Genomic DNA, 18,646 nt, shown 5'->3' on the forward strand with positions numbered 1-18,646 from the left:
CAGTGTAATGCAATGATTATACACGGCGACGTTTTGGAGGACGAGCACCATTGTGTGGCACTGGAGTCACATCACGAATTGCTGTTACTTCAAGACCAGCGGCAGCAAGCGCACGAATAGCTGACTCACGACCAGAACCTGGACCTTTTACAGTAACTTCAACTGATTTAAGACCGTGTTCTTGTGCAGATTTAGCAGCAGCTTCAGAAGCCATTTGGGCAGCGAATGGTGTAGATTTACGAGAACCTTTGAAACCAAGAGCACCAGCTGATGACCAAGCAATTGCATTACCATGCACATCAGTAATCATAACAATAGTGTTATTAAATGTAGCGTGAATATGAGCAATACCAGATTCGATATTCTTTTTCACACGACGTTTACGTGTTGGTTTAGCCAAGACTTTTACCTCCTATATTATTTTTTCTTACCAGCAATCGCAACAGCTTTACCTTTACGAGTGCGAGCGTTGTTTTTAGTGTTTTGTCCACGGACAGGAAGTCCACGACGGTGACGAATACCACGGTAAGAACCGATTTCCATCAAACGTTTGATGTTCAAGTTTACTTCACGACGAAGGTCACCTTCAACTTTGATTGCATCCACTTCACGACGGATAGCATCTTCTTGATCTGATGTAAGGTCACGTACACGAACATCTTCTGAGATTCCAGCAGCAGCCAAAATTTTCTTAGATGTTGCAAGTCCGATACCATAAACGTAAGTCAATGAGATTACTACGCGTTTGTCATTTGGAATGTCAACTCCAGCAATACGAGCCATGTTTTCTCCTTTCTATCTTATCCTTGACGTTGTTTGTGTTTTGGATTTGCTGGGCAAATTACCATAACACGACCATTACGACGAATTACTTTACAGTATTCGCAAATTGGTTTGACCGATGGTCTTACTTTCATTTCTTATCCCTCCAAGTTTTTCGATTATTTAAAGCGGTAAGTGATACGTCCACGTGTCAAGTCATATGGACTCATCTCGACAGTAACACGATCTCCCGCTAAAATACGAATATAGTTTTTACGAATTTTACCAGAAACTGTTGCTAAAATCTGATGTCCATTTTCAAGTTCAACCGTAAACATTGCGTTAGGCATTGTATCAACTACTTTGCCTTCAACTTCAATCACATCGTCTTTTGCCACGCAAAAGCACCTCCATAAATTTCGATTTGATGCCTCTAAACACAGAGACAACAATTATAAGTCAGACTATCTCAGTATAACATTTGTAGCGATTTTTTGCAAGTGTGAAAAACGCTTTATTTCAAATTTGTCAATACTTTTTCGATGTCCTTGAACACATCATTGATATCTTGATTTCCTTCGATATCGTGGACCAAACCTTTAGCACGGTAGTGTGCAATAATGGGTTCACCTTGGGCGATATTGACATCCAAACGACGCTTAACTGTCTCAGGTTTGTCATCTTCGCGTTGGTAGTAATCTTCTTCTTTGTAGTCAGCTGGTGGGTTAAAAACTTTATGGAAGGTTTCACCTGTTTTGCGGTGGATGATACGGCCACTCAAACGTTCCAAGAGAGAGTCTGGATTCACTTCGATGTTGATTACACCTTCCAGTTCGATACCAAGTTCAGCCAATGTTTTGTCCAAGGCATGCGCTTGTTCAATCGTACGTGGGTAACCATCCAACAAGAAACCTGTTTCCTTGATATCGTCCTGTGAAAGGCGTTCTTTAACAATTCCATTTGTAACTTCATCCGGAACCAACTCACCTTTGTCAATATACGACTTGGCAAGTACACCCATTTCAGTTTGATTAGCTATAGCAGCACGGAACATATCTCCAGTTGAAATGTGTGCCACGTGGAATTGCTTCACAATTTTAGCTGCTTGCGTTCCCTTACCTGCTCCAGGTAAGCCCATAATCAAAAGATTCATGATCTGATCTCCTTATTTTGTATTTAAATAGAAGCAGAAAACTGTTCTAACTCCTATTTAAAAACAAAATAGAAGAGGGGAGACGAAAGTCTCTCTTATAGATAGACCTTCATACTCCACTCTCTAAGCAAAAGTAGTCTTGCTTTTATTCTGTTTTGTCCATGAAACCAACATACTTACGTTTCAATAGGTAACCTTCTAGCTGTTTGATTCCTTCGATACCTGTCGAAATAATGATCAAAAGACTAGTTCCCCCAAAAGCAACCGCTTCTGAGAGCCCAAAGACATCTTTTGCTACAATCGGCAAGATTGAAATCACACCAAGGAAAAGGGAACCGACGGTTGCAAGGCGACGAAGAAGTTTTGACATAAACTCTTCCGTTCCTTTACCTGGACGGACACCATGGATATAGGCTCCGCTCTTTTGCAAGTTTTCTGCTGCTTTCTCTGGATTGATCTGTACAAATGTATAGAAGAATGTAAAGAGAATAATCAGCAGTGCATACATGGCAACACCTGTTGGAGATGTTGTCGCAAGCATTTCTTGTGCTGTACGTACCCAAGTCCAATCAAGCCCCATAGCGCTGACAAACTGAAGAATAGCCGCAGGAGCTGCCGTAATCGAACTTGCAAAGATAACTGGGATAACACCAGCAGGATTGACCTTCAAAGGAAGGTAAGAACTGGATGGAGCACCTTGAGCAACTTTTGTATATTGGATCGGAATTTTATATTCTGCCTGTTGTACATATGTTGTAAAGTAAACAATCAACAAAACAGCGATAATGAGAATAACGACAAATATAATAGATGACGTCAACCGATCACTTGGGATATTGACAAAATAGTCCACGTATATACCATGAATCATCTCTGGAATTGAAGCCACAATCCCAGCAAAGATAATCATAGACACCCCGTTACCATATCCCTTATCAGTGATTTGCTCCCCGAGCCAAGTAACAATCATAGTACCTGCAGTCAGGATAATACCAATCGTAACAAAGACTTGAGGGGTTAGATCTGTCGTTAATAATTTTGCACCAGATAGAGTATTAAAACCAGCAGTGATTCCGATTGATTGCACAAACGCAAGTACAAGCGCAATATAACGAGTCGCTTGGTTTATCTTTCTCCGTCCTACTTCCCCCTGCTTGCCCCACTCTACAAACTTTGGAACAATATCCATTTGTAGCAATTGAACAACGATGGAAGCTGTGATATACGGACTCACACCGAGTGCAAAAACCGAAAAGTTCTTCATGGCATTCCCTGAAACTAAACTAAGCATGTTCAAGAAGGATAATCCACTCAAAGCTTCCAGACTTTTTGCATTCACACCTGGTACAGTAATACTAGTCCCGATACGGAAGACAAGTATGATAAAAATCGTAAAGAGAATTTTTGATCGTACTTTCTTAACCTTGAGGGCCTCTTTTAATAATTTAAAAAACATAGGTCACCTCTCTAGATGACTTCTACTGAACCACCTTTAGCAGTGATAGCTTCTTCAGCTGTTTTTGAGAATTTAGCTGCTTTCACAGTCAACTTCTTAGTCAGCTCACCGTTACCAAGAATTTTAACGCCTGATTTTTCAGCCTTTACAATTCCTGCTTCGATAAGAACAACTGGAGTAACTTCAGTACCATCTTCAAAAACGTTCAATTGATCAAGATTTACAATTGCATATTCTTTAGCGTTGATGTTAGTGAATCCACGTTTTGGAAGACGACGGAACAATGGAGTTTGTCCACCCTCAAAACCAAGGCGAACTCCGCCACCGCTACGAGCTTTTTGACCTTTTTGACCGCGACCAGATGTTTTACCGTTACCTGATGAAGTACCACGACCAACACGGTTACGTACTTTACGAGAACCTTCTGCAGGTTTCAATTCATGAAGTTTCATTTATATTTTCTCCTCTTTTGTAAAATGCTAGCGCCGATAAGAGAGAAAAGGTTGTCTCCCTTATCAACTCGCCTATACATTCGTCATCTTAGATGACTATATCTAGTTTTAGGGGATGAGTATTGCCACATCCCCTAAAAATTCATTAGTTTACTTCTTCAACTGTTACCAAGTGAGATACTGCAGTGATCATACCACGGATAGCAGCGTTGTCTTCTTTGATAACAGAGCTGTTCAATTTGCCAAGTCCAAGTGCTACAACAGTTTTACGTTGTGATGGAATGCGTCCGATTGGAGACTTAGTCAAAGTAATTTTAATTTGAGCCATTTTATCCCCTTTCTTATGCCAAATCAGAAACTGAAATACCACGAAGGGCAGCAACTTCTTCAGCGCGTTTCAATTGTTTCAAACCTTCAACAGTTGCGCGAACAATGTTGATTGGAGTGTTAGAGCCAAGTGATTTAGATGTAATATCTGCCACACCTGCCAATTCCACAACGGCACGAACTGCACCACCAGCGGCAACTCCAGAACCTTCTACAGCAGGTTTCAACAATACTTTAGCTCCACCGAATTCTGAAAGAACTTCGTGTGGGATTGTTGTTCCAACCATAGGAACTTCAATCAAGTTTTTCTTAGCATCTTCTACTGCTTTACGGATTGCTTCTGGAACTTCTTGAGCTTTACCAGTACCAAATCCTACGCGACCGTTGTGGTCACCAACAACAACAAGAGCTGCGAAACGAAGACGACGTCCACCTTTAACAACTTTTGTAACACGGTTGACAGCAACTACGCGTTCTTCTAATTCAACTGCATTGTCTTTAAATGCCATTTTCTAGTGTCCTCCTATTAGAATTTCAATCCGTTTTCACGAGCTGCATCAGCCAAAGCTTTCACACGTCCGTGATATAGATATCCACCGCGGTCGAACACCACTTCTGAAATACCTTTAGCACTTGCACGTTCTGCAACGAGTTTACCGACAGCAACGGCTTGTTCAGTTTTAGTTCCTTTTGAAACTTCTTTGTCAAGAGTTGAAGCACTTGCGAGCGTTACACCCGCTACGTCATCAATCACTTGAGCGTAGATGCCTGTATTAGAACGGAATACGTTCAAACGTGGGCGATCAGCAGTTCCAGAGAGTTTTCCGCGAACGCGACGGTGGCGTTTTTGGCGGAGTTTATTTTTATCTGGTTTAGAAATCACAGTTTTCACCTCTTTAGTTTTAAATCGTGTGCTATGCACAAAGTTGGAAAATAGGTCGGTGGTTGAAGATCAACCACTCAACATTATTTACCTGTTTTACCTTCTTTAAGACGAACGTATTCGCCAACGTAACGGATACCTTTACCTTTATATGGTTCTGGTGAGCGAAGGCTACGTACGTAAGCAGCTGTTTGACCAACTACTTCTTTTGAAATTCCGCTGATAACGATTGTCGTTGGGTTTGGAAGTTCAAAAGTAATTCCTTCTGGAGCTTCAACTTCATCTGGATGAGATTTACCAACAGCCAAGACAAGTTTGTTTCCTTGAAGTTGTGCACGGTAACCAACCCCACGCATTTCAAGTTCTTTCTTGAATCCTTCTGATACACCAACAACCATGTTGTTCAAAAGGGCACGAGTAGTTCCGTGGATTGTTTTCATTTCTTTTGAATCGTTTGGACGGTGAAGAGTTACTTCAGTACCTTCCACACGGATTTCAATATCTTTTGAGAACTCACGAGTAAGTTCTCCTTTAGGTCCTTTTACAGTTACTACGTTGTCATTGTTAGTGAGTTCAACACCAGCAGGCAACACGATAACTTTATTACCAATACGTGACATGTTTATTTTCTCCTGTTAGATTGTCAGGCCAGAATGGCCAGTTTTCACGGGGTTTAATCGATTTCTCGATTTAAAGGAACATTTAGGTTTCAATTTCAAAGTGAATCTAGGCATCGTCTCGCAGGCATAACTTTGGGTTAGGCAAGAGACGATAACGAAGAGTCACAAAGAAATTGGGAGCTAAATATTACCAAACGTAAGCGATAACTTCCCCACCAACATTCTTTTGGCGAGCTTCTTTATCAGTAAGCAAACCTTCAGAAGTTGAAAGGATAGCAATTCCAAGTCCGTTAAGAACTTTTGGAAGATCTTCACGTTTTTTGTAGACACGAAGTCCTGGCTTAGAAACACGTTTCAAGTTAGTGATAACTTTTTCACCGTTTGGTCCGTATTTAAGGAATACACGGATGATGCCTTGTTTGTCATCTTCGATGATTTCAACGTTTTTTACAAAACCTTCGCGTTTAAGGATTTCGGCAATCCCTTTTTTGATATTTGATGCAGGTACTTCAAGTACTTCGTGTTTCGCTTGGTTAGCGTTACGAATACGAGTTAGAAAGTCTGCGATTGGGTCAGTCATAACCATTTTTTATTCTCCTCTTACTAGTAGTTTGCAAGTCGCACTTGCTAGTTAATACATGATACAAAGAGCGTAACAGCAAGAGCAAAAATAGGCAATTTGATGCAGGAGCGATGCTCCAAAGAAAATTGGTCTTTTTTGCCAAAGCTGTAGCTCGTGTTCAAATTGGCAAGCCCAACTGAACCCGGGCTAAACTCTGTGTGAAAAAGATAAACTTTCCTAGAAACTTCAGTTTCTTCGTCAAGTTTCCTATTTTCACTTGGAGTTTTGACGCCCTTGATATCTTAAATTACCAAGATGCTTTTGTTACACCAGGAATTTGTCCTTTGTAAGCTAATTCACGGAAGCAAACACGGCAAAGTTTAAATTTGCGGTAAACTGAATGTGGACGACCACATTTTTCACAACGAGTATAAGCTTGAGTAGAGAACTTCGCTGGACGTTTGTTCTTAGCAATCATTGATTTTTTAGCCATTAGATTTACCTCCTATATTATTTTGCAAAAGGCATTCCAAGGCCTGTAAGCAATGCACGTGACTCTTCGTCAGTGTTAGCAGTTGTTACGATAACGATGTCAAGACCACGAGTTTTGTCAACGTCATCAAAGTTGATTTCTGGGAAGATCAATTGTTCTTTCACACCAAGAGTGTAGTTTCCGCGTCCATCAAATGATTTTGTTGGAACACCGTGGAAGTCACGCACACGTGGAAGTGAAACTGAAACCAATTTATCCAAGAATTCGTACATACGTTCACCACGAAGGGTAACTTTTGCACCGATCGCTACACCTTCACGAAGACGGAAGCCGGCGATTGATTTTTTAGCTTTAGTGATAAGTGGTTTTTGACCTGAGATAAGCGCCAATTCTTCAGCAGCTTTTTCAAGGCTTTTAGCGTTTGATACAGCTTCACCAACACCCATGTTCAAAACGATCTTATCTACTTTAGGTACAGCCATCACTGATGAGTAGTTGAATTGTTCTGTCAAAGCAGGAACTACTTCATTAAGATATTTTTCTTTTAAACGATTTGCCATTATACTTCTCCTTTCCTTCGTGATTAATCAAGCACTTCGCCTGATTTTTTGTTGTAGCGAACTTTTTTACCGTCTACAAATTTGTAACCAACACGACCAGCCACACCATTTTTGTCCAAAACTTGAACGTTTGATACGTGGATAGCTGCTTCTTTCTCGATGATACCACCTTGAGGAAGCTCGTTAGTTGGACGTTGGTGTTTCTTAACGATGTTGACACCTTCAACGATAACTTTGTTTACTTTTGGAAGGGCAGTAAGGACAACAGCTTCTGTTCCCTTATCTTTACCAGCGATTACGCGAACTTTGTCGCCTTTTTTTACAAACATTAGGTTTCTCCTTGATTTTTCTTACGCCCATAAGGGCACCCTAGCTTGAAGCTAGGGGACTAGTTTGTTTTTTTTAAATTAAAGTACTTCTGGAGCAAGTGACACGATCTTCATGAAGCCACCTTCACGCAATTCACGTGCAACTGGGCCAAAGATACGTGTTCCGCGAGGAGTTTTGTCTTCACGGATGATAACTGCTGCATTTTCGTCAAATTTGATGTATGAACCATCAGCACGACGAGCACCTGATTTAGTACGAACGATAACAGCTTTTACAACGTCACCTTTTTTAACCGCACCACCAGGAGTAGCTTGTTTTACAGATGCCACAATGACATCACCGATGTTCGCAAATTTACGTTTAGAACCACCAAGAACTTTGATAGTCAAGATTTCGCGTGCACCGCTGTTGTCTGCGACTTTCAAACGAGTTTCTGTTTGAATCATTTCAGTTTTCTCCTTTCAGGTTTGATTAGATGATGACCGCTTCTTCAACAACTTCTACAAGACGGAAACGTTTTGTAGCTGAAAGCGGACGAGTTTCCATGATACGTACGATATCGCCTTCTTTGGCAACATTGTTTTCATCATGTGCTTTGTATTTTTTAGAGTAGTTAATACGTTTACCATAGACTGGGTGGTTACGTTTTGTTTCAACTACAACTGTGATTGTCTTGTCCATTTTGTCAGATACAACACGTCCAACAAGAACTTTACGATTATTGCGTTCCATTGAAATTTCTCCTTCCCTAGTCTATTATTTCGCTTCAGATTGAACTGTTTTGATACGAGCGATTTGTTTTTTAACTTCTTTCAAGCGAGCTGTTTGTTCCAATTGACCAGTAGCAGCTTGGAAACGAAGTTCAAACAATTCTTTTTTCAATTCGTTTTCGCGCTTCGCGAGTTCTTCTTGAGAAAGACCACGAAGTTCTTTAACAAATTCTTTTACTTCATTAAGTTTCATGCCTTCTCCTTATTCTGCTTCACGTTTTACGAATTTACATTTAACTGGCAATTTGTGGCTAGCAAGGCGAAGCGCTTCGCGAGCGATCTCTTCAGATACACCAGCAACTTCAAACATCACTTTACCACGTTTAACCGGTGCTACCCAACCTTCAGGTGCCCCTTTACCAGATCCCATACGCACACCGATAGCTTTAGCAGTGTATGATTTGTGTGGGAAGATTTTAATCCAAACTTTACCACCACGTTTCATGTAACGAGTCATGGCGATACGAGCAGCTTCGATTTGGCGGTTAGTGATCCAGTGGCTAGTTGTAGCTTGAAGACCATATTCACCAAATGCTACTTCTTTTCCACCTTTTGCTTCACCGCGCATTTTTCCACGGAATTCACGACGGTGTTTAACACGTTTAGGTACTAACATTGGTTATTTACCTCCTTTAGTGTTTTTACGAGCTGGAAGAACTTCACCACGGTAGATCCATACTTTAACACCAAGTTTACCGTATGTAGTATCTGCTTCTTCCCAAGCGTAATCGATATCTGCACGAAGCGTGTGAAGTGGAACAGTTCCTTCAGAGTATCCTTCAGCACGGGCGATATCTGCACCGTTCAAACGACCTGATACTTGAGTTTTGATTCCTTTAGCTCCAGCACGCATTGCACGTTGGATTGCTTGTTTTTGTGCACGACGGAAAGCAACACGTTGCTCCAATTGACGAGCAATTCCTTCACCTACAAGGTGAGCATCCAAATCAGGTTGTTTGATTTCGATGATGTTGATGTGTACTTGTTTCCCAGTCAATTTGTTAAGTTTCACACGGAGTGCATCAACGTTAGCACCACCTTTACCGATAACCATACCTGGTTTAGCAGTGTGAAGTGAAACGTTAACTTTGTTTACTGCACGTTCGATTTCGATTGTTGAAACTGCTGCGTCAGCAAGTTCTTTTTGAACGAATTTACGGATTGCAAGATCTTCATGAAGGTAATCCGCGTATTCTTTTTCAGCATACCATTTGGCATCCCAATCACGGATGATGCCGACACGCATACCAATTGGATGTACTTTTTGACCCACGATGTTACCTCCTTATTTTTCTGCAACAGCTACAGTGATGTGAGCTGTACGTTTGTTGATTGGTGAAGCTGAACCTTTCGCACGTGGACGGAAACGTTTCATAGTTGGTCCTTCGTTCGCGAATGCTTCAGATACTACCAAGTTAGCTTTGTCCAAACCAAAGTTATTTTCAGCGTTAGCTACAGCTGAATTCAAAACTTTCAAGATGATTTCAGCAGCTTTGTTTGGTGTGAATGTCAAGATTGCAATAGCATCGGCTACGCTTTTACCACGGATGTTGTCAAGAACAAGACGTGATTTACGAGGTGAAACACGTACTGTACGAGCCATTGCTTTAGCTGAAGTAATTTCTGCCATTTATGTTCTCCTTATTTTCTACGTGTTTTCTTGTCGTCTGCAGCATGACCTTTGTAAGTACGAGTTGGTGCAAATTCACCAAGTTTGTGACCTACCATGTCTTCTTGGATGTAAACAGGTACGTGTTTACGTCCGTCATAAACTGCGATAGTGTAACCAATGAAACTTGGGAAGATCGTTGAACGACGTGACCAAGTTTTGATAACTTTTTTCTTTTCGTCGTTAGCTTGAGCTTCAACTTTTTTCATCAAATGCTCATCGACGAAAGGTCCTTTTTTAAGACTGCGTCCCATTTTATTTTTTCTCCTTTAAATGTTGTACCACAGCGGCTTGCGCTCACATGGAGCGCTACCGAGCTGGCGGATTTCCTAGTTGCTTAGGCGACTAGTTTTAAATTATTTCTCGTTGCGACGACGAACGATAAGTTTGTCAGATTTCGCTTTCTTGTTACGAGTTTTAAGACCAAGAGCAGGTTTGCCCCATGGAGTAGATGGCGCTTTACGACCAACTGGTGCTTTACCTTCACCACCACCGTGTGGGTGATCGTTAGGGTTCATTACAGAACCACGAACTGTTGGGCGGATACCTTTCCAACGGCTACGTCCTGCTTTACCAAGGTTAACAAGTCCATGTTGTTCGTTTCCGACAACACCAACTGTTGCACGACAAGTTCCAAGAATCATACGTACTTCGCCAGATTGAAGACGAACAAGAACATATTTACCTTCTTGACCCAATACTTGAGCAGAAGCTCCAGCTGCACGTACTAATTCTCCACCACGACCTGGTTTCAACTCGATGTTGTGGATCAAAGTACCAACTGGGATGTTAGCAAGCGGAAGAGCGTTTCCGACTTTGATATCTGCTTCTGGACCTGAAACGATGCGTTGACCAACTTCAAGACCTTTTGGAGCGATGATGTATGTTTTCACACCGTCAGTGTAGTGTACAAGAGCGATGTTTGCAGAACGGTTTGGATCGTACTCGATTGTTTTAACAACAGCTTCAACGTTGTCTTTGTTACGTTTGAAGTCAACCAAACGGTAGAAACGTTTGTGTCCACCACCTTGGTGACGAACAGTGATACGACCGTTGTTGTTACGACCAGCCTTGTTCTTCAAAGCAACAAGCAATGATTTTTCAGGAGTGCTTGTTGTGATTTCAGCGAAATCCAAAGAAGTCATATTACGGCGACCGTTTGTTGTTGGTTTATAAACACGAATTCCCACGATATTTCCTCCTTAGATTATTCAGCTTCAGCAGCAAACAACTCGATTGCTTTTGAATCAGCTGTAAGTGTGATGATAGCTTTTTTAGTTTTGTTAGTAAAACCAGTGTAACGTCCAACACGTTTTGCTTTAGGTTTTACGTTGATTGTGTTAACGTTGGCAACTTTAACACCTTCGAAAGCAGCTTCAACAGCTTGCTTGATCAAAAGTTTGTGTGCACGAGTGTCAACTTCAAATACATATTTGCCTGCTTCAAGTTGAGCCATTGAGCTTTCAGTGATTACAGGTTTTTTGATAACATCATACAAATTCATTATGCAAGAACCTCCTCGATTTTAGAGATAGCTGCTTGTGTGACAAGAAGTTTGTCGCTATTTGCGATGTCAAGAACACTTGCAGTTGTAGCAGTTGCAACTTTCACGTTTGGAAGGTTACGAGCTGAAAGAGCTGCGAATTCATTTCCTTCTTCAAGGATAACAAGAACTTTAGAATCGATGCTCAATGCTGCAAGAACTTTTGCAAATTCAGCAGTTTTTGGAGCTGTAAATGAAAGAGCGTCTACAGCTACGAATTTGTTTTCAGCAACTTTTTCAGAGTAAACTGATTTAAGAGCTAGGCGACGAACTTTTTGTGGAAGTTTGTAGCCGTATGAACGTGGAGTTGGTCCGAAGACAACGCCACCACCACGCCATTGTGGTGAGCGGATAGAACCTTGACGAGCACGTCCAGTTCCTTTTTGACGCCATGGTTTGCGTCCACCACCTGATACTGCAGAGCGGTTTTTAACAGCGTGTGTTCCTTGACGAAGGCTTGCGCGTTGGCTGATGATCACATCAAACACAACTGATTCATTTGGTTCAATACCAAATACTGCATCGTTAAGAACAACTTGGCCAGCTTCTTTACCAGTTTGGTCAAATAATGTTACGTTTGCCATTGTGACTGATTTCCCCTTTCTTTATTATTTACCAGCTTTAACTGCTGATTTGATAGTGATAAGAGATTTCTTAGCACCTGGTACGTTACCTTTGATAAGGATAACGTTCTTTTCTGGAACAACTTGTACAACTTCAAGGTTTTGAATTGTTACGCGGTCGCCACCCATACGTCCTGCAAGGTTTTTACCTTTGAATACGCGGTTAGGTGCAACAGGTCCCATAGAACCTGGACGACGGTGGTAACGAGAACCGTGAGCCATTGGTCCACGTGATTGTCCGTGGCGTTTGATAACACCTTGGAAACCTTTACCTTTAGAAGTACCAGTTACGTCAACAACGTCTCCAGCTGCGAATGTTTCAACTGTGATTTCAGCACCAACTTCCAAGCCTTCAACGTTTTTGAATTCACGAATGAAGCGCTTAGGAGCCGTGTTAGCTTTCGCTACATGTCCTTTAGCAGGTTTGTTGCTCAATACTTCGCGTTTGTCATCGAAACCAACTTGGATAGCGTTGTATCCGTCTGTTTCAACAGTTTTAACTTGAAGAACAACGTTTGGAGTTGCTTCAATAACTGTTACAGGGATCAATTCGCCAGCTTCAGTGAAGATTTGAGTCATTCCCACTTTTTTCCCTAAGATTCCTTTTGTCATGAGAAAATAGTTCCTTTTCTATATTTTTTATTCAAAAAGTTTTTAACGAGCGTTTTTCATGCTCAAGGTTTCAAGCTTTGGATTAAAGCTTGATTTCTACGTTTACACCACTTGGAAGATCCAATTTCATCAAAGCATCAACTGTTTTTTGAGTTGGGTTAACGATATCGATCAAACGTTTGTGTGTACGCATTTCGAATTGTTCGCGAGAGTCTTTGTATTTGTGAGTCGCACGAATAATTGTGTAGAGGCTACGCTCAGTTGGAAGTGGGATTGGACCCGCAACTTGTGCACCTGTACGAGTAGCTGATTCTACGATTTTTGCAGCCGCTGTGTCAAGCGTACGGTGTTCGTAAGCTTTCAAACGGATACGGATTTTTTTGTTTGCCATCTTTTTCTCCTTTTCGTCTATTTAAGATAATAGGCTAGCTCCACAAGAAAACCGACGCGCGTTGCGTGGCAATGCAACCGAGCGTGTCGCAACCTCTTGCATCAAAGCTAAGGCTGTATTTTACAGCACCATAATAGAATAACACAAAGCCCCTGCGATTGCAAGGGATTTGTGAGCATTTTTTCGTTTTTTTGGGATGAAACTGTTTTCCTATTTCATCTTCCTATGACTACTGATTTACGATCTTAAAATTCAATCTTTTCTTCTATACTAGACGAGTCATGTTGACTTCAAACTTATCTTCTGATTGATCCACTAAGACATCCGCTTTAGACTCGGTTTCTCTGTAGTATTGCAGATACTGCTCCCGTCTCATTTGATGGCTAGCTAGTATAAAGGAAGCATCGCGATTTCTCATAGTCGTATCTCGAGCGAGACGCCTCTTTAATTCTGTTTCTTCATCCGTGTAGAAACAGATGGTTTTGTCAAAGAGTTCCTTGGGTAGAAAACCTACAGACATTCCTTCGACTATCAGTATTGTTTTTTCACCAGACAAGACTTCACTGGATTTCCAAGGTTCATCAATCGTCAAGACATCCATACCTGCCTGCAAGGCGAGAATATCTCTCTGTAAACTTGCCAGTTCATGCGCCACTGGGAGACAAGCTGTCACCTTTTGATCTGGCGCTTGCTTTGGTACTACCAGGTGACGTTCTGAGGTGATATAGGGATCTGTTTCTAGTAAATTTACTGTAGTAGAATCTAGGGCTTGATGTAATTCCCGAGCGAAGGTTGACTTACCTGAAGCCCCATGACCGTAGATCCCTAGCGTCCTAATTCTTCCCGTTTCAATCTCTGAAACCAGTTGTTCTATCAGGTCTTTTTTCTTCATTCTCTCTTCACCTGTTCATAGCTTTCTTTTCCGTCATTAAGCTTGTCCCAAATCACCACTTGCCCACTTTTGAGGGATTTTTGCACATCGATAATTCGCTGATTTGAGGAACCTCGAAACTGGAGCATGAGATTACGCTTGCTTTTATCATACCGTCCATCGACAAGGATGTCAATCAGCGACAAGAGCTCCAGTTTGTCTGGAGTCTCCAGCATCATTTCCTCCCATGTATATCCAGTCCAAGACCAGATGTCTTTATCTGGCAATTCCTTTCGAATGCGTTTAACGAGAGGCAAGAGAATTCCTGTATTAAGAAAGGGTTCTCCTCCTAGCAGGGTCAATCCTTGAACATAGGGCTGGGCAAGGTCTTCCATAATCTGTTCTTCTAACTCTGCTGTATAAGGAATGCCTGCGTTGAAAGACCAAGTCGCAACATTATAGCACCCCTCGCAGTGAAACATGCAACCTGATACATAGAGAGAGTTTCGCACACCTTCTCCATCGACAAAGTTAAAGGCCTTGTAGTCAATGATTCGCCCTTTACTAAGTTCCTCGCTTTTCCATTCACCTGGTTTTGGTGTATTCCATGTCATGCTGTCTACTCCAAGTCTATCCAGTAACGTTCTACGCCATTGCGAACATCCTCCAACTCCCCACCATTAGCTAAGATAACAGCTCGGCTTGCTGGATTTTCTGTGCTACAAGTCACTAAAGCTCGTTTAATATTCTTTCCCTTAGCAACTTGTAGACCTTGTCGGAGGGATTCTTTCGCATAACCCTTACCTCTTTCAGATGGACGAATGGAGTAGCCAATATGGCCCCCATTTTCTAGTAAGTAGTCATTTAATCGGAGACGAAGGTTGAGAAAGCCAAGAGCCTGGCCTGCTACGTCAAAACTAACCAGCTGGATAGCAGGAACCCAGTTTTCAGGAATATTGAGTCCCGCTTCCGCTTGAAGATTTTCTTCTAGCCACTCTTCATAAACAAAATTGTTGGCGTTCCAAAACCCACCATCGTGGGCTGATTGGCTCTGCTCAAACTCTGCCATCATGTCTAATATAGTTTCCTTATCTGCCAATGTTGGTCTGCGTAGTTCCATATTCCCCTCCCCGCTATAAGAAGAGCGAGAGACAATTCTCACTTTTTCTTGTTTTTTGTTTAAAAACTGTTCTCTAAGGCTAGCTACTCGGTCTTTTTTGCTGCTTCCACCTTTCGAATGCTTTTCGTGGAATCGTTGGACCAAGGCCTTACCTTTATCGTCTAATTGATATTTTCCCATTCTTTTTCTTTCTAATTTCTTACTTCATGTCCTGCTGTTTTGCATAGTAGAACCGTTCATGTGTTTGACACGCGCAGCAATTTCCTTATGACGTCCGTTGACCATCGGCCGAGCTTGTGGGTTTCCAAGATAGCCACAAGTTCGTTTAACAACATCTACTGTTTAAAGTTAAAAGCCTTATAGTCAATGATACGCCCCTGACTGAGTTCTTCACTCTTCCACTCGCCTGGTTTTGGGGTATTCCATGTCATCCTTCTACTCCAACTCTATCCAATAGCGCTCCGTTCCATTTCGAACATCCTCCAACTCTCCACCATTAGCTAAGATAACAGCTCGGCTGGCAGGATTTTCTGTGCTACAAGTCACAAGCGCTCGTTTGATATTCTTTTGCTTGGCTACTTGCAAGCTTTGTCGGAGAGCTTCTTTGGCATAACCTTTACCTCTTTCAGATGGACGAATGGAATAGCCAATGTGGCCTGCATAATTCAGCAAGCCCTCATTTAATCTCAGCCGTAGATTCAAAAAACCTAAAGCACGGTCTGATTCATCAAATAAAACGAACTGAATTGATGGAACGCGATTTTCCAGCAATCCTATTCCCATTTCTTTATTTCGGCTAGTTTCTAGCCAGTCCTCGTAAGAGAAATTCTCAATATCCCAAAACCCACCATCGTGGGCTGATTGAGTCTGTTCAAACTCTGCCATCATCTCTAAAACTGTTTCTTTATCTGCCAATGTTGGTCTGCGTAGTATCATTTTTACCTCCAATTAAGAGAAAAGCGAGAGCGGACTCTCACTTTTATTTTTTCTTGTTCTTGTTTAAAAACTGTTCTCTGAGGTTGAGCAAGCGTTCTTTTTTACCTGTTCCACCTTTAGAGTGTTTCTCGTGATAACGGGTCACTTGAGCGCGTCCCTTATCATCTAATTGGTATTTCCCCATCCCATTTCCTTCTAATTTGTTACTTCATGTCCGGCTGTTTTAATGGTTGAACCGTTCATGTGTTTGACACGCGCAGCAATTTCCTTGTGGCGTCCATTGACCATCGGACGCGCTTGCGGATTTCCCAGATAACCACACGTACGTTTGACAACGTCTACTGTTTTAGGGTCGCTATTACCACAGTTTGGACAAGCAAAGCCTCTTTCAGTTGGTTCAAAATCTCCTTCAAAGTCACACTTGTAGCAACGATCAATCGGAGTATTGGTTCCTAGATAGCCAACTCGGTCATAGGCATAGTCCCAAACAGCTTCCAGGGCTTTTGGATTTTGTTGAAGAACTGGATACTCACAATAATGAATGAAACCACCTGACGCACCTGCTTCTGGATAAACTTTTTCAAAGTCTAATTTTTCAAACGGTGTTGGATTTTTCCGGACATCATAGTGGAAAGAGTTGGTGTAGTATTCCTTGTCCGTGATGTCAGGAATAGAGCCAAACTTCTCTGTATCCAAGCGACAGAAGCGGTCTGTCAGACTTTCAGACGGTGTGGAGTAGATAGAGAAATGGTAACCATATTGGTCAGACCACTCTTCCACACGACGTTTCATATCGCGAATGATATCCAGTGTGAATTCCTTGGCTTCAGGATTGCTTTCCCAGCTGTTTCCAAAGAAGACTGTAGCCACTTCATACAAACCGATGTAGCCCAGCGAAACTGTCGCACGGCGATTCTTAAAGAGTTGGTCAACACTTTCTTCTTTTCCAAGACGGCGACCGAAGGCTCCGTACTGATAGAGGATAGGGGCATTCGCTGGTGTTGCTTCCTTGGTTCTTTCCACACGGTAAACCAAGGCATCTTCCGCGATATTCATCCGCTCATTGAAGATTTCCCAAAACTTATTCAGATCCCCTTCAGACTCGAGGGCGATACGAGGCAGATTGACTGTCACAACACCTAGATTCATTCGGCCTGAGTTGACCTCGACGCCATTCTCATCTTTCCATCCTTGAAGGAAGGAACGACAACCCATCGGAACCTTGAAAGAACCTGTCAGCTCGATAATCTTATCATAGGATAAGACATCTGGGTACATCCGCTTGGTTGCACACTCAAGAGCCAACTGTTTGATGTCGTAGTTAGGTGAACCTTCTTCTAAGTTGAGTCCTCTTTTCAGCGTGAAGATGAGTTTAGGGAAGATAGCTGTTCGATGTTCTGAACCAAGTCCCTTGATACGAATAGTCAAGATAGCCTTTTGAATTTCACGCTCAAAACGATTGGTTCCCAGACCAAAACCTAGCGAAGTAAAAGGTGTTTGTCCATTTGAAGTGAAGAGGGTGTTGATTTCATACTCGAGAGATTGCATGGCATCGTAGATGTCCTTTTGCGTTTTCTTCCATGCGTAATCTTCCCGTTTTTCAGGCAAGACCCACTCTTCCGCATCCTTGAGGTGTTTTTGATAATTCTTCTCCGCATAAGGTGCCAAGACTTCATCGATACGGTCAGCTGAACAGCCCCCGTACTGGCTAGAAGCAACGTTAGCAATGATTTGCGAAATCTGAGCGGTTGCAGTTTGAATAGACTTGGGACTCTCTACCTCCGCATTTCCAATCTTAAAACCATTTTCTAACATACCCTTGAAATCAATCAAACAGCAGTTGGTCATCGGTGTGTAGGGGCTATAGTCCAAATCATGATAGTGGATATCCCCCTTTTGGTGAGCATTGGCTACGTGCTTAGGAAGCATTTGCAGTCCGATTGATTTCCCAACAATCCCTGCTGTCAAATCACGCTGAGTATTAAAGACATCACTGTCTTTATTGGCATTTTCATTGACAACCGCCTGATCTTTATTGAGAAGTTTATGGATACTAAAGTTGATATCTGTCGCTTTTGAGCGCTCAAAATCCCTTTGTGTCCGATAAGTGATATACTCCTCAGCCAGCGCATATTCTTTAGCTTCAAGGAGTTCATGCTCTACGATATTCTGAATCTCGTAAATCTTGACACCTTGAGGGAAACGACTATGAATTTCCGCAACAATACGCTCAAGCAGGCCATTTAGACGTTTTTCAACCAAGGGTGTCACATCCATGACTTTGTCAGCCGCCTTGTGGAGAGCTTTGTCAATCTTGTCTATATCAAACACTACACGTCTACCATCTCGTTTTTCAACGAACAAAGTGGGAACGGTTGCAAGGTTTTCTTCTAATACAATCATATCCAGGCTCTTTTCTATTTTTCTTCTTAAGTGATATTATACCACTCTAAAAAGAAAAATCAATATCTTGTGTTGAAAATTCTAAAATTTTTAAAAATACACAAGATATT

The 18,646-nt window shown here is 41.9% G+C and carries 33 protein-coding genes and 1 pseudogene; all 34 read right to left on the reverse strand.

Annotated elements, in window-relative coordinates; all coding sequences use genetic code 11:
• Positions 1–16 precede the first annotated feature (16 nt).
• The 34 genes and pseudogenes from rpsK to nrdD all read right to left on the reverse strand — a co-directional run bounded on the left by rpsK (position 17) and on the right by nrdD (position 18,536).
• On the reverse strand, positions 17–400 hold the full coding sequence (rpsK, locus tag D8801_RS03585) for a 30S ribosomal protein S11 (protein ID WP_001118385.1): 384 nt from the start codon (positions 398–400) through the stop codon (positions 17–19).
• Positions 401–417: 17 nt separating this feature from the next.
• Positions 418–783 carry a 30S ribosomal protein S13 gene (rpsM, locus tag D8801_RS03590; protein ID WP_000090781.1) on the reverse strand — a complete coding sequence of 122 codons (366 nt, stop codon included), beginning with the start codon at positions 781–783 and terminating at the stop codon, positions 418–420.
• Between the two features lie 17 nt (positions 784–800).
• Positions 801–917, reverse strand: coding sequence for a 50S ribosomal protein L36 (gene rpmJ, locus D8801_RS03595; RefSeq protein WP_001808836.1), 117 nt, complete (start codon positions 915–917; stop codon positions 801–803).
• Between the two features lie 24 nt (positions 918–941).
• Positions 942–1,160: a translation initiation factor IF-1 gene (infA, locus tag D8801_RS03600; RefSeq protein WP_001029883.1), complete on the reverse strand. Its 219-nt coding sequence runs from the start codon at positions 1,158–1,160 to the stop codon at positions 942–944.
• Between the two features lie 116 nt (positions 1,161–1,276).
• Positions 1,277–1,915, reverse strand: a complete 639-nt coding sequence (locus D8801_RS03605) for an adenylate kinase (protein ID WP_125847941.1) — start codon at positions 1,913–1,915, stop codon at positions 1,277–1,279.
• Positions 1,916–2,060: 145 nt separating this feature from the next.
• The gene (gene secY, locus D8801_RS03610) at positions 2,061–3,371 is read right to left on the reverse strand and encodes a preprotein translocase subunit SecY (protein WP_000465381.1); all 1,311 of its coding nucleotides are present in this window, start codon (positions 3,369–3,371) and stop codon (positions 2,061–2,063) included.
• 11 nt (positions 3,372–3,382) lie between these two features.
• Positions 3,383–3,823 carry a 50S ribosomal protein L15 gene (gene rplO / locus D8801_RS03615; RefSeq protein WP_000766092.1) on the reverse strand — a complete coding sequence of 147 codons (441 nt, stop codon included), beginning with the start codon at positions 3,821–3,823 and terminating at the stop codon, positions 3,383–3,385.
• A gap of 145 nt (positions 3,824–3,968) precedes the next feature.
• Positions 3,969–4,151, reverse strand: coding sequence for a 50S ribosomal protein L30 (gene rpmD / locus D8801_RS03620; protein WP_000057241.1), 183 nt, complete (start codon positions 4,149–4,151; stop codon positions 3,969–3,971).
• 13 nt (positions 4,152–4,164) lie between these two features.
• Complete coding sequence (rpsE, locus tag D8801_RS03625) at positions 4,165–4,659, reverse strand: 30S ribosomal protein S5 (RefSeq protein ID WP_000874204.1); 495 nt, start codon at positions 4,657–4,659, stop codon at positions 4,165–4,167.
• 17 nt (positions 4,660–4,676) lie between these two features.
• Positions 4,677–5,033, reverse strand: coding sequence for a 50S ribosomal protein L18 (rplR, locus tag D8801_RS03630; RefSeq protein ID WP_004251098.1), 357 nt, complete (start codon positions 5,031–5,033; stop codon positions 4,677–4,679).
• Between the two features lie 83 nt (positions 5,034–5,116).
• A complete protein-coding gene (gene rplF / locus D8801_RS03635) occupies positions 5,117–5,653 on the reverse strand; it encodes a 50S ribosomal protein L6 (RefSeq protein WP_084925471.1) in 537 nt (178 codons plus the stop codon).
• A gap of 187 nt (positions 5,654–5,840) precedes the next feature.
• On the reverse strand, positions 5,841–6,239 hold the full coding sequence (rpsH, locus tag D8801_RS03640) for a 30S ribosomal protein S8 (protein WP_000245504.1): 399 nt from the start codon (positions 6,237–6,239) through the stop codon (positions 5,841–5,843).
• A gap of 283 nt (positions 6,240–6,522) precedes the next feature.
• Positions 6,523–6,708 (reverse strand): type Z 30S ribosomal protein S14, encoded by a 186-nt coding sequence (locus D8801_RS03645; RefSeq protein WP_001085697.1) that lies wholly within the window; start codon positions 6,706–6,708, stop codon positions 6,523–6,525.
• Between the two features lie 17 nt (positions 6,709–6,725).
• On the reverse strand, positions 6,726–7,268 hold the full coding sequence (rplE, locus tag D8801_RS03650; RefSeq protein WP_000013542.1) for a 50S ribosomal protein L5: 543 nt from the start codon (positions 7,266–7,268) through the stop codon (positions 6,726–6,728).
• 23 nt (positions 7,269–7,291) lie between these two features.
• On the reverse strand, positions 7,292–7,597 hold the full coding sequence (gene rplX, locus D8801_RS03655) for a 50S ribosomal protein L24 (RefSeq protein ID WP_000497691.1): 306 nt from the start codon (positions 7,595–7,597) through the stop codon (positions 7,292–7,294).
• 78 nt (positions 7,598–7,675) lie between these two features.
• The gene (gene rplN, locus D8801_RS03660) at positions 7,676–8,044 is read right to left on the reverse strand and encodes a 50S ribosomal protein L14 (protein WP_000616548.1); all 369 of its coding nucleotides are present in this window, start codon (positions 8,042–8,044) and stop codon (positions 7,676–7,678) included.
• A gap of 25 nt (positions 8,045–8,069) precedes the next feature.
• Positions 8,070–8,330 carry a 30S ribosomal protein S17 gene (gene rpsQ, locus D8801_RS03665; RefSeq protein WP_000440801.1) on the reverse strand — a complete coding sequence of 87 codons (261 nt, stop codon included), beginning with the start codon at positions 8,328–8,330 and terminating at the stop codon, positions 8,070–8,072.
• Positions 8,331–8,354: 24 nt separating this feature from the next.
• On the reverse strand, positions 8,355–8,561 hold the full coding sequence (gene rpmC, locus D8801_RS03670) for a 50S ribosomal protein L29 (protein ID WP_000772918.1): 207 nt from the start codon (positions 8,559–8,561) through the stop codon (positions 8,355–8,357).
• Positions 8,562–8,570: 9 nt separating this feature from the next.
• Positions 8,571–8,984, reverse strand: coding sequence for a 50S ribosomal protein L16 (rplP, locus tag D8801_RS03675; protein WP_000960948.1), 414 nt, complete (start codon positions 8,982–8,984; stop codon positions 8,571–8,573).
• Between the two features lie 3 nt (positions 8,985–8,987).
• A complete protein-coding gene (gene rpsC / locus D8801_RS03680; RefSeq protein ID WP_125847943.1) occupies positions 8,988–9,641 on the reverse strand; it encodes a 30S ribosomal protein S3 in 654 nt (217 codons plus the stop codon).
• 12 nt (positions 9,642–9,653) lie between these two features.
• Positions 9,654–9,998, reverse strand: coding sequence for a 50S ribosomal protein L22 (rplV, locus tag D8801_RS03685; RefSeq protein ID WP_000818137.1), 345 nt, complete (start codon positions 9,996–9,998; stop codon positions 9,654–9,656).
• A gap of 11 nt (positions 9,999–10,009) precedes the next feature.
• Positions 10,010–10,291: a 30S ribosomal protein S19 gene (gene rpsS, locus D8801_RS03690; protein WP_000533766.1), complete on the reverse strand. Its 282-nt coding sequence runs from the start codon at positions 10,289–10,291 to the stop codon at positions 10,010–10,012.
• 102 nt (positions 10,292–10,393) lie between these two features.
• Positions 10,394–11,227, reverse strand: coding sequence for a 50S ribosomal protein L2 (gene rplB, locus D8801_RS03695; protein WP_125847945.1), 834 nt, complete (start codon positions 11,225–11,227; stop codon positions 10,394–10,396).
• A 17-nt stretch (positions 11,228–11,244) separates the two neighbouring features.
• Positions 11,245–11,541 (reverse strand): 50S ribosomal protein L23, encoded by a 297-nt coding sequence (locus D8801_RS03700; protein WP_001055347.1) that lies wholly within the window; start codon positions 11,539–11,541, stop codon positions 11,245–11,247.
• Entirely contained in the window at positions 11,541–12,164 is a 624-nt protein-coding gene (rplD, locus tag D8801_RS03705) for a 50S ribosomal protein L4 (protein WP_000024537.1), read from the reverse strand. Before rplD ends, D8801_RS03700 begins: the two co-directional genes overlap by 1 nt.
• A gap of 24 nt (positions 12,165–12,188) precedes the next feature.
• Positions 12,189–12,815 (reverse strand): 50S ribosomal protein L3, encoded by a 627-nt coding sequence (gene rplC, locus D8801_RS03710; RefSeq protein WP_000160197.1) that lies wholly within the window; start codon positions 12,813–12,815, stop codon positions 12,189–12,191.
• 82 nt (positions 12,816–12,897) lie between these two features.
• Complete coding sequence (gene rpsJ, locus D8801_RS03715) at positions 12,898–13,206, reverse strand: 30S ribosomal protein S10 (RefSeq protein ID WP_001284513.1); 309 nt, start codon at positions 13,204–13,206, stop codon at positions 12,898–12,900.
• Between the two features lie 265 nt (positions 13,207–13,471).
• Entirely contained in the window at positions 13,472–14,098 is a 627-nt protein-coding gene (locus tag D8801_RS03720) for a uridine kinase family protein (protein ID WP_125847947.1), read from the reverse strand.
• The gene (nrdG, locus tag D8801_RS03725) at positions 14,095–14,691 is read right to left on the reverse strand and encodes an anaerobic ribonucleoside-triphosphate reductase activating protein (protein ID WP_000220159.1); all 597 of its coding nucleotides are present in this window, start codon (positions 14,689–14,691) and stop codon (positions 14,095–14,097) included. The genes D8801_RS03720 and nrdG overlap by 4 nt, the downstream gene beginning before the upstream one ends.
• A gap of 5 nt (positions 14,692–14,696) precedes the next feature.
• Positions 14,697–15,197 carry a GNAT family N-acetyltransferase gene (locus D8801_RS03730; RefSeq protein WP_125848206.1) on the reverse strand — a complete coding sequence of 167 codons (501 nt, stop codon included), beginning with the start codon at positions 15,195–15,197 and terminating at the stop codon, positions 14,697–14,699.
• 344 nt (positions 15,198–15,541) lie between these two features.
• A pseudogene (locus D8801_RS03735) lies at positions 15,542–15,628 on the reverse strand (anaerobic ribonucleoside-triphosphate reductase activating protein); the annotation flags it as partial.
• A gap of 4 nt (positions 15,629–15,632) precedes the next feature.
• The gene (locus tag D8801_RS03740) at positions 15,633–16,133 is read right to left on the reverse strand and encodes a GNAT family N-acetyltransferase (protein WP_125847949.1); all 501 of its coding nucleotides are present in this window, start codon (positions 16,131–16,133) and stop codon (positions 15,633–15,635) included.
• A gap of 43 nt (positions 16,134–16,176) precedes the next feature.
• Entirely contained in the window at positions 16,177–16,317 is a 141-nt protein-coding gene (locus D8801_RS03745) for a hypothetical protein (RefSeq protein WP_000521625.1), read from the reverse strand.
• A gap of 11 nt (positions 16,318–16,328) precedes the next feature.
• Positions 16,329–18,536: an anaerobic ribonucleoside-triphosphate reductase gene (nrdD, locus tag D8801_RS03750; protein ID WP_173259128.1), complete on the reverse strand. Its 2,208-nt coding sequence runs from the start codon at positions 18,534–18,536 to the stop codon at positions 16,329–16,331.
• Between the last annotated feature and the right edge of the window lie 110 nt (positions 18,537–18,646).

Source organism: Streptococcus oralis (assembly GCF_003943415.1).
Classification (GTDB): domain Bacteria; phylum Bacillota; class Bacilli; order Lactobacillales; family Streptococcaceae; genus Streptococcus; species Streptococcus oralis_BJ.